8 protein-coding genes are annotated in these 7,813 nt (G+C 38.7%); 4 read left to right on the top strand and 4 right to left on the bottom strand.

The features are described from left to right. The 3 genes from kdsB to Q1553_RS00940 form a co-directional block, all read right to left on the bottom strand. Positions 1-452: 3-deoxy-manno-octulosonate cytidylyltransferase (gene kdsB / locus Q1553_RS00950; RefSeq protein WP_300842677.1), on the bottom strand; the 452-nt coding region annotated here is incomplete at its 3' end. 12 nt (positions 453-464) lie between these two features. Then, on the bottom strand, positions 465-1,160 hold the full coding sequence (locus Q1553_RS00945; protein ID WP_297571566.1) for a polyphenol oxidase family protein: 696 nt from the start codon (positions 1,158-1,160) through the stop codon (positions 465-467). Beyond that, positions 1,160-2,155, bottom strand: a complete 996-nt coding sequence (locus tag Q1553_RS00940) for a rod shape-determining protein (RefSeq protein ID WP_115551007.1) — start codon at positions 2,153-2,155, stop codon at positions 1,160-1,162. Before Q1553_RS00940 ends, Q1553_RS00945 begins: the two co-directional genes overlap by 1 nt. 194 nt (positions 2,156-2,349) lie before the next feature. On the opposite strand from Q1553_RS00940, the gene Q1553_RS00935 reads away from it, so the two are divergent. The 4 genes from Q1553_RS00935 (at position 2,350) to Q1553_RS00920 (ending at position 6,230) form a co-directional block, all read left to right on the top strand. Further along, positions 2,350-3,147, top strand: coding sequence for an alpha/beta hydrolase-fold protein (locus Q1553_RS00935; RefSeq protein ID WP_115551006.1), 798 nt, complete (start codon positions 2,350-2,352; stop codon positions 3,145-3,147). A gap of 25 nt (positions 3,148-3,172) precedes the next feature. Further along, positions 3,173-4,399 (top strand): M48 family metallopeptidase, encoded by a 1,227-nt coding sequence (locus tag Q1553_RS00930; protein WP_300706597.1) that lies wholly within the window; start codon positions 3,173-3,175, stop codon positions 4,397-4,399. A 14-nt stretch (positions 4,400-4,413) separates the two neighbouring features. Continuing rightward, positions 4,414-5,256, top strand: coding sequence for a HemK/PrmC family methyltransferase (locus Q1553_RS00925; RefSeq protein ID WP_115551004.1), 843 nt, complete (start codon positions 4,414-4,416; stop codon positions 5,254-5,256). 230 nt (positions 5,257-5,486) lie between these two features. Next, positions 5,487-6,230, top strand: coding sequence for an SDR family NAD(P)-dependent oxidoreductase (locus Q1553_RS00920; protein ID WP_115551003.1), 744 nt, complete (start codon positions 5,487-5,489; stop codon positions 6,228-6,230). A gap of 155 nt (positions 6,231-6,385) precedes the next feature. Here Q1553_RS00920 and radA read toward each other — a convergent pair whose 3' ends face one another. Next, a complete protein-coding gene (gene radA, locus Q1553_RS00915) occupies positions 6,386-7,738 on the bottom strand; it encodes a DNA repair protein RadA (protein ID WP_115551002.1) in 1,353 nt (450 codons plus the stop codon). Between the last annotated feature and the right edge of the window lie 75 nt (positions 7,739-7,813).

The following is a 7,813-nucleotide window of genomic DNA, read 5'->3' as shown; positions in this document are numbered from 1 at the left end:
TCATTCTTGGCATTCAAGACTACTTTTACAAGATTTGGGTCATTAGCTTGTTCGCTAGTGATTGATTTTGCGCAACTTCCCATAAATGGAATCTCACCGCGACTTTTGGCTTCATTTTCCATTAAATGTTTTAAGCGCAAGATGACTTCTTGCTCCAAGAATGGTTCATCGCCTTGCAAGTTAATAATAATCTCCTCTTTAGTAAGCTTTAAAAGTCTAGCGCATTCAGCAATTCTATCTGTTCCACTTTCGTGTGTGTTGCTTGTAAGGATTGAGCGTATGCCATAGCGCGTGCAAACCTCCGCAATAAGAGAATCATCGCAAGCGACGATAACATCATCAATCTCCTTGGCGAGTTCTGCTGTGCGCACAATCATAGGGATTCCACGAATTTGCGCTAAAACCTTGTTGGGAAAACGCGTGGATTTGAGCCTTGCAGGGATAATAATCATCGTTTGTCTCCTTTAAGTTAGATATGCAAACAATCCAAAGCGTCCGCATTGGGGATTTTTGCGATAAGAAAAGTAAGCAGAAGTGCAGCAAGTGCAGTGAGGTGAAATGTCGTAATTTGTAATATTTTTGGCTTTAAATTGAGATTTTATGATTGCGATTAAATCTAAGTAAATCTTGCCTTCACGCACGATTTTGCCTTTCTTTAAGAGGGAATCTTTCAAGACTTCCTCGCCTACTTCATAACAACACGCACGAATAGAAGGTCCAACATAGGCAAACAAATCGGAGGTTTGCGTGTTGAATTCTTGCTGCATTTGTTCTAAAGCGTTGGGAATAATGCCTTTTTGTAAGCCTACGCGTCCGCCGTGTAGCAATGCTAGGACTTTGTGCTTGGTATCAAAGAGCAAAATCGGATTGCAATCTGCTACCATAATTAGCCCGATAATATTTTTTTGCGCAATCAAGATTCCATCGCCATCACCTAATAATCCTCCTCTTTGTGCCTTTAGAATCTCTTTGCTATGCACTTGATTAAGATATGCAAGAGAGGAAAGAGGAAAAGGGGCTATACAAAGAGAGCGATGGGATTCTACATTTTCTTTGGAATCTCCTCCCGCGTGAAAGGCGATATTAAGCGGTGCGCGGCTTAAAAAGGCTTGGATTCCACTTGGTGTGGCAAGAGGTTCAAGAAAAGAGTGAGAATTCATTATAAACTTTTTTCAAAAGATTCATAATCTTGCATAATCTGCCAAACCCCTTTGGAAATATCCAAAAGTGGGTCTGGAGTAAGGTGGATTTGCATTCTAAGTTCTTTTTCCAAGAAATCCTTAATACCCGGAATCAGTGCCAAACCACCCGTCAAAGTCGCCCCATCTTCAATCAAATCGGGCGCAATTTGCGGAGGTGCATTGTGGATAGCCTCAATAATAATGTCTTTGATTTTGTAAAGACTATTTAAAATAACGCCTTTGAATTCCTCTAAGTCTAATTCACATTCTATAGGCATACTATTGGCAAGGTTTTTTGCTCCAATATGAATTGTGGGATTCTTGGCAAAAACATTGATTTTGCGTTTCAAGTTTTCTGCCATTTCCTTGCTAATTCCAATATTTTTATTATGGCGACAATATTCTACTAAGGCGAAATCTATGAAATCTCCCGCTTCTTTGGTAAAAGCACTTGTAATCAGTCCATTTAAGGAAATAATACTGACTTCTACAAGTCCTCCTCCAGCGTCAATAATCATTTTTGCACGTGCGGTAGAAATGTCTAATCCAGCACCAACGCTCGCGCTAAAGGGGTCTTCTATGAGCAAGACTTCTTTCGCTCCCGCAAGCATTGTTGCTTCATAGAGAGAATGTCTCTCTACTTGCGTGAGGTTTTGAGGGATACTAATGCCTACGCGGGGAGAGAGCGAACCCGCTTTTGCTTTTTGCAAAATTGCGTTCATAAAGATTTTAGTGGTTTCAAAATCGCTGATAGCTCCATTCAAAAGAGGATTGACTACTTCTATTTCGTTGTGTGTGCGTCCTAGCATTTTTTTTGCCGAATCGCCGATTGCTAGAATGCGATGAGAATTATATTTTTTTTCAAGAGCAATACAAGTCGCTTCGCAAAAAAGTGTTGTTTCCATATCGTTGCGCACGATAGTATTCACCGTGCCTAAGTCAATCGCAATATCATTTCGTTCAAAAATTCCCATATAAAATTCCCAATTATTTTAATACAATTTTGTAGATTATACATTATTAAACAATAATTTTATATATGCTTTTGTTATAATACGCAAAATTTTGGAAATTTTATCTCATTTGGCTTTTTGAAAATTTGACGAATTGAAGAATTTTTTTAAGATTCTTTTAATTAAGAAAAAGACAAAAAGCAAGCAAGGTTTTAATGAAAATCATCTTTTTCTTTTTGGCATTTTTTTGTGTGCTTTTTGCAAAACCAAGTCAGGTGATTCCGCAACTTTCTGTAAAAGTAAAAGATTTTTTTGAAATCCCGCAGGCAAAGGATTTCCTCTACAAAGATATAAAATACAGAATCTTTCTTGCAAAGAGTAAGTTGCAAGGCGCAAATTACAAGCTTTTTGTGTCTCTTGATGGCAATGCTTTTTTCCCTAGAATCTTGAATCTGTATCAAAATCCGCCCAAAGAACCCATTATCATTGTCGGTGTGGGCTATGATAGCCCAAAAGCGTTTGACACTTTAAAACGCACGAGGGATTATATGCCAAAAGTGCTAGGAGAGGATTTTCAAGGAGGCGGTGGAGACAAGGAGTTTTTGTCTTTTGTTCAAGAGATACTCTTGCCTTTTTTAGCAAAAAAATATCCTATTAATCCTGATTATAAAGCATTTTTTGGGCATTCTTTTGGGGGAATCTTTGTGCTAAACTCTTTGCTTAAAGAGAGCAGAGATTTTACGCATTTTTTTATTAATTCCCCATCTTTGTGGTGGGGAGAAGCTTCCTTTCTACCTAGAGAGATTCGGCTAAAGAGTTGCCCTTTGATTTTTATCACACAAGGAGAATTAGAAAGTCATTTGGTTGAGAAAAAGTCTTTTTTGAGTGCGCAATCTCTTGCAAATAGAATCACGCAAGAAAGTGCTTGTGTGGCGTATTTTAAAAGTTTTGAGGGGCAAACGCACGGAAGCGTGATTGAAAAGGATATGGAGTTTGCCCTAGAAAACTTTTAAATCCAATCCATTGAAAGGTTTATAAATGAATTTAATTGTGTGCTATGCTTTATTCTTTAGTTTTCCGAAGTTGGTTCTTTCTTTTTTGCAGTTAAATTTTATCCGACAAGAAAAAGCCAAACCACCTTATATTTTAGAATCTAGTGCGTTTTTAAAGGCAGCAGATTATGCAAGCGTGCGTGAAAAAATTGCAATTTATAATGTGAGTTTAGATTTTTTACTTATGAGTTTTTGGATTCTTTTTGGTTTTTCCACCTTAGATTCGGCTTTGGAGCTATCGCCTTTGATGAAATCTGTCGTCTTTGTGCTCGTGTTTCTTGTTGTTGGAGCATTGGTGAATTTACCTTTTGAAGCTTATCAGACTTTGGTTATTGATAAAAAGTTTGGTTTTGCAAAAGGTGGAATGAAGCTTTTTATCACAGATACCTTGAAGTCTTTTGCTTTATTGCTTATTGTGAGTGGAATCTTGATTTTTGTTTTTAGTTGGATTATTTTGGAAGTGCGATTTTGGGAAGTTTATGTGTTTCTTTTTGGAGCAGTTTTGCTTATTGGGATAAATTTCTTGTATCCTCTTTTGATTGCGCCGATGTTTAACAAATTCACTCCCCTTGAAAATCCAAAATTACAGGATAAAATCACTGCTTTATTACATCGTGTGGGATTCCAAAGCAAAGGCGTTTTTGTCATGGACGCTTCTAGACGCGATGGGAGATTGAATGCGTATTTTGCGGGATTAGGACGCGCAAAACGCGTGATATTGTTTGATACTTTGTTAGAAAAAATTTCAAGTGATTCCATTCTTGCTGTTTTGGGGCACGAGCTTGGGCATTTTAAGCATTACGATATTTACAAAATGCTAGGGCTTGTGCTTGGATTTTTTGGCGTTTTATTATTTGTGGTAGCAAACTTGCCCGAATCTTTGTTTGTTGAAGCAAATTTGGAGCGAAGTGCGCACGCATTGATTGTCTTTTTGTTGCTTTTAAGCTCGCCGATTGGATTGTATTTTATGCTGTTGGTAAATTGGAGAAGTTGCCAAAACGAATTTGCAGCCGATAGATTTGGTGCAGAGCTAACAAGCGCAGAATCCCTCTCAAATGCGCTATTAGTTCTTGTTAAAGAAAACAATTCCTTTCCTTTGGCTCACCCTTTGTATATGCGATTTTTTTATAGCCACCCGCCTTTAATGGCGCGATTAATGGCATTAGGCTGTGCAAATCTAGCAAATCAACCACAGAATATTCAAAAAGTTTAAGTGAAGTCTAAGCAATGGAATTACAATGGAGTATTCAAAAAGCTCTCAAATATGGCGCAAAAAAGCTAAAAGAACAAGGGATTCCGCGCCCGCTTTTAGAATCTGAAATTTTACTTGGGTTTGTTTTAAGGCAGCCTAGAGTTGCTTTGCATTGTAATTTTGAAACAACGATTCAGCCTTTTTGGTTGGAATCTTTTAAAAAATTGATTTTGCGCAGAAGTCATCACGAGCCGATAGAATATTTGGTAGAGAGCGTGAGCTTTTATGGTGAAGAGCTATATGTTTCGTATGGTGCGTTGATTCCGCGTCCAGAAACAGAGATTTTAGTGCAAAAGGCATTGGATTTGATTGTGCGGAAATCTTGCACAAGAATCGCAGAAATTGGTGTAGGGAGTGGAGCAATCAGTGTCTTGCTTGCTTCAAAGAATCCTAAACTAGAATTTCACGCAAGCGATATTTCACCCGAAGCCCTTTTTAATGCCTATGTTAATAGAGTTAGATTTGGAGCGGAGAATTTAACTTTGCATAGAAGCGCGTATTTAGATTTTAATAAGGCATTAAAGATTCCTTTTGATTTGTTGCTCGCAAATCCTCCTTATATCAAGGAGGGTGAGATTCTACCTCCTACGTTGAGGTTTGAGCCACAAAATGCTCTTTTTGGTGGAAAAAGAGGCTATGAAATGCTATTGCATATTATTCAACTTAGCTTTGATTGCAAGATTCCGTTTTTGATTTGCGAAATGGGTTATAATCAAAAAGAAAGTGTGGAATCTTATCTGCAAACTTTGCCACATAAGAGTTTGGAGTTTTATCAAGATTTTGCAGGTTTGAATCGTGGCTTTGTTGTAGAGTTTTAGTCCCATACTTTTGCAAATCTATAATCCCGTAATCTTGTATAAATTAACCTTTGCAATGGAAACTTTAAAAGCAAGATTCTACATTATAGATTGCTACGCATTTTTTACAAAAATACTTGCAAGGACGCAGTATCGCAAAGGCACAAAAGAACACAAGGTCGTAAATTATAAGTAAATTTTAAAACTAACTTCCTATAATTCAAGCAATATTCAACACCAAAGGAAAGACAATGAATGTATTAGTTACAGGTGCGTCTAGCGGGTTTGGACGTGCAATCGCTCAAGAGTTTGGCGGCAAAGGACACAAAGTCATTGCGCTTGCAAGGCGCAAGGAGCAGTTGGAATCCCTTGCGCAAGAGATTCCACATTGTATAGCTCTGCCTTGTGATATTTGCGACAAAGATTCTTTGCGTCAAGCCATAGAATCTCTACCACAAAATTTCAAAGAAATTGATGTTCTAGTCAATAACGCAGGGCTTGCACTTGGATTGACAAGTGCAGACAAATGTGATTTTGAGGATTGGGAGAGAATGATTGAAGTCAATGTCAAAGCCCTTGCATTTATCACGCGTTTGATTCTGCCACAAATGGTGGAGCGCAAAAGCGGGCATATCATTACGATTGGTTCAATTGCGGGAAGTTATCCTTATCCGGGAGGTAATGTTTATGGGGCGAGTAAAGCATTTGTGCGCCAATTTGCTTTGGGTTTGCGTGCGGATTTAAGTGGCACAAATGTGCGCGTAAGTGATATTGAACCCGGACTTGCTGGGGGTAGTGAATTTTCGCTTGTGCGATTCAAAGGCGACAAAAGCAAAGCAGACGCGCTCTATCAAGGGGCAAATGCTCTTACGCCACAGGATATTGCTCAAGCGGTTTATTGGGTTGCTACCTTACCAAAACATATCAATGTGAATACATTAGAGATAATGCCGACAAGTCAGAGTTTCTCTGCGCTTAATGTGCATAAGGAATAGCAGGGATTCTGCTTTTGCAATGGAATCTTTAAAACGAGATTAACATTGTAGATTGCCGTAAAGGCACAAAAGAACACAAGGGCGTAAATTATAAGTAAATTTTAAAACTAATTTTCTAATCTAGAAAAAATAAAGAGTTGCAAAAGGTGGAATCTCTACATCCAATCAATGATTTTTGTAACTTCTTGCACTTCAAAACATTTGATATTGATTTTTTGCGCGGGTTTTTTGGGTAGAATCGCATTAGAGATTCCAAGAGATAATGCTTCTTTGAGTCTTGCTTCTACATTGGGAACATCTCTAATGTCTCCTACAAGGCTGACTTCACCCAAAAATATGCTTCCATTAGAGAGAGGGCGGTTGCGGAAACTAGATAGAATTGCTGCTACGACTGCTAAGTCTGCCGCAGTTTCTAAAATCTTGATTCCACCGGTGATATTGATAAAAACATCGTAGCGATTCAGCGGAATCTCTAATTTTCGCTCCAATAGAGCCAAAATCATATTGAGACGATTGGAATCAAATCCCGTAGAAGAGCGTTTAGGCATACCATAAGCGCAGTCGCTCACCAATGCTTGCACCTCTAAAACAAGTGAGCGAGAACCCTCCATTACGACACTTAATGCACTTCCGGGTGCAGAAGTCTTTTGACTAAAGAAAATCTTGGAAGCCTCTTTTGCTCCAACTAGACCATTGCTTTTCATTTCAAAGATTCCAATTTCGCTAGTGTTGCCAAAGCGGTTTTTAAATCCCCTTAAAAATCGCAATTCACGGCTAGAATCTCCCTCAAAATAGAGCACGCAATCCACCATATGTTCTAAGATTCTAGGTCCTGCAATCGCGCCATCTTTGGTAATATGCCCAATGATAAACACGCAGATTCCACGCTCTTTAGCAAGGCGCATAAGCTCAAAAGTTACCTCACGCACTTGCGAAACACTCCCGGGACTAGAGCTGATATTCTCACTATAAAGCGTTTGAATACTATCTATTACAACCATAGAATAAGAGTGTTCATTGGCATAAATCGTGCCTAAAATCTCCTCTAGCTTGATTGCATTGAGCAAAAAAAGATTTTCGCAAACTGCATTTAATCGCTCCGCCCGTAGTTTGATTTGTGAAGCACTTTCTTCCCCGCTGACATAGAGGATTTGTTTGCCCATTTTGGCTAGATTGCTTGAGATTTTTAACAAAAGCGTAGATTTTCCAACGCCCGGACTTCCGCCGACTAAATACATTCCCCCAAGCACGATTCCTCCCCCAAGCACAATATCTAGCTCTGATTCTCCACTACTAAAGCGCACAAATTCCTCTTCTTGCACTTCTGTAATTGGCGTAACTTTGGTGGTGCTAAGAGGAGATGAAGTTGCCTTTAATACCTCAATTTGTTCTGTTTTAAGCTCCAAGAAACTTTCCCAAGCTCCGCAATTAGAGCATTTTCCGAGCCATTTTGAGCTTTGGAATCCACAATGCTGACATTCAAAAATTTGCGCTTTTTTCTTTGCCATTTTGCAACCTTTGTGATTTGATTTGAAAGAATTGTGGAAAACTTGCTAAAGTTTTGGAATCTAGCTTTCAAAGAT

Origin of the sequence: Helicobacter sp. UBA3407, assembly GCF_949747025.1 — a bacterium.
Taxonomy (GTDB): Bacteria; Campylobacterota; Campylobacteria; order Campylobacterales; family Helicobacteraceae; genus Helicobacter_D; species Helicobacter_D ganmani.
Note: the sequence above shows the minus strand (reverse complement) of the source record. Positions and strands in the feature narration are given on the sequence as shown.

Excerpts from the sequence above, each read along its gene's own strand:
- Q1553_RS00945 (WP_297571566.1), bottom strand. The coding sequence starts at position 1,160 with ATGAATTCTCACTCTTTTCTTGAACCTCTTGCCACACCAAGTGGAATC.
- Q1553_RS00940 (WP_115551007.1), bottom strand. The coding sequence starts at position 2,155 with ATGGGAATTTTTGAACGAAATGATATTGCGATTGACTTAGGCACGGTG.
- Q1553_RS00935 (WP_115551006.1), top strand. The coding sequence starts at position 2,350 with ATGAAAATCATCTTTTTCTTTTTGGCATTTTTTTGTGTGCTTTTTGCA.
- Q1553_RS00930 (WP_300706597.1), top strand. The coding sequence starts at position 3,173 with ATGAATTTAATTGTGTGCTATGCTTTATTCTTTAGTTTTCCGAAGTTG.
- Q1553_RS00925 (WP_115551004.1), top strand. The coding sequence starts at position 4,414 with ATGGAATTACAATGGAGTATTCAAAAAGCTCTCAAATATGGCGCAAAA.
- Q1553_RS00920 (WP_115551003.1), top strand. The coding sequence starts at position 5,487 with ATGAATGTATTAGTTACAGGTGCGTCTAGCGGGTTTGGACGTGCAATC.
- radA (WP_115551002.1), bottom strand. The coding sequence starts at position 7,738 with ATGGCAAAGAAAAAAGCGCAAATTTTTGAATGTCAGCATTGTGGATTC.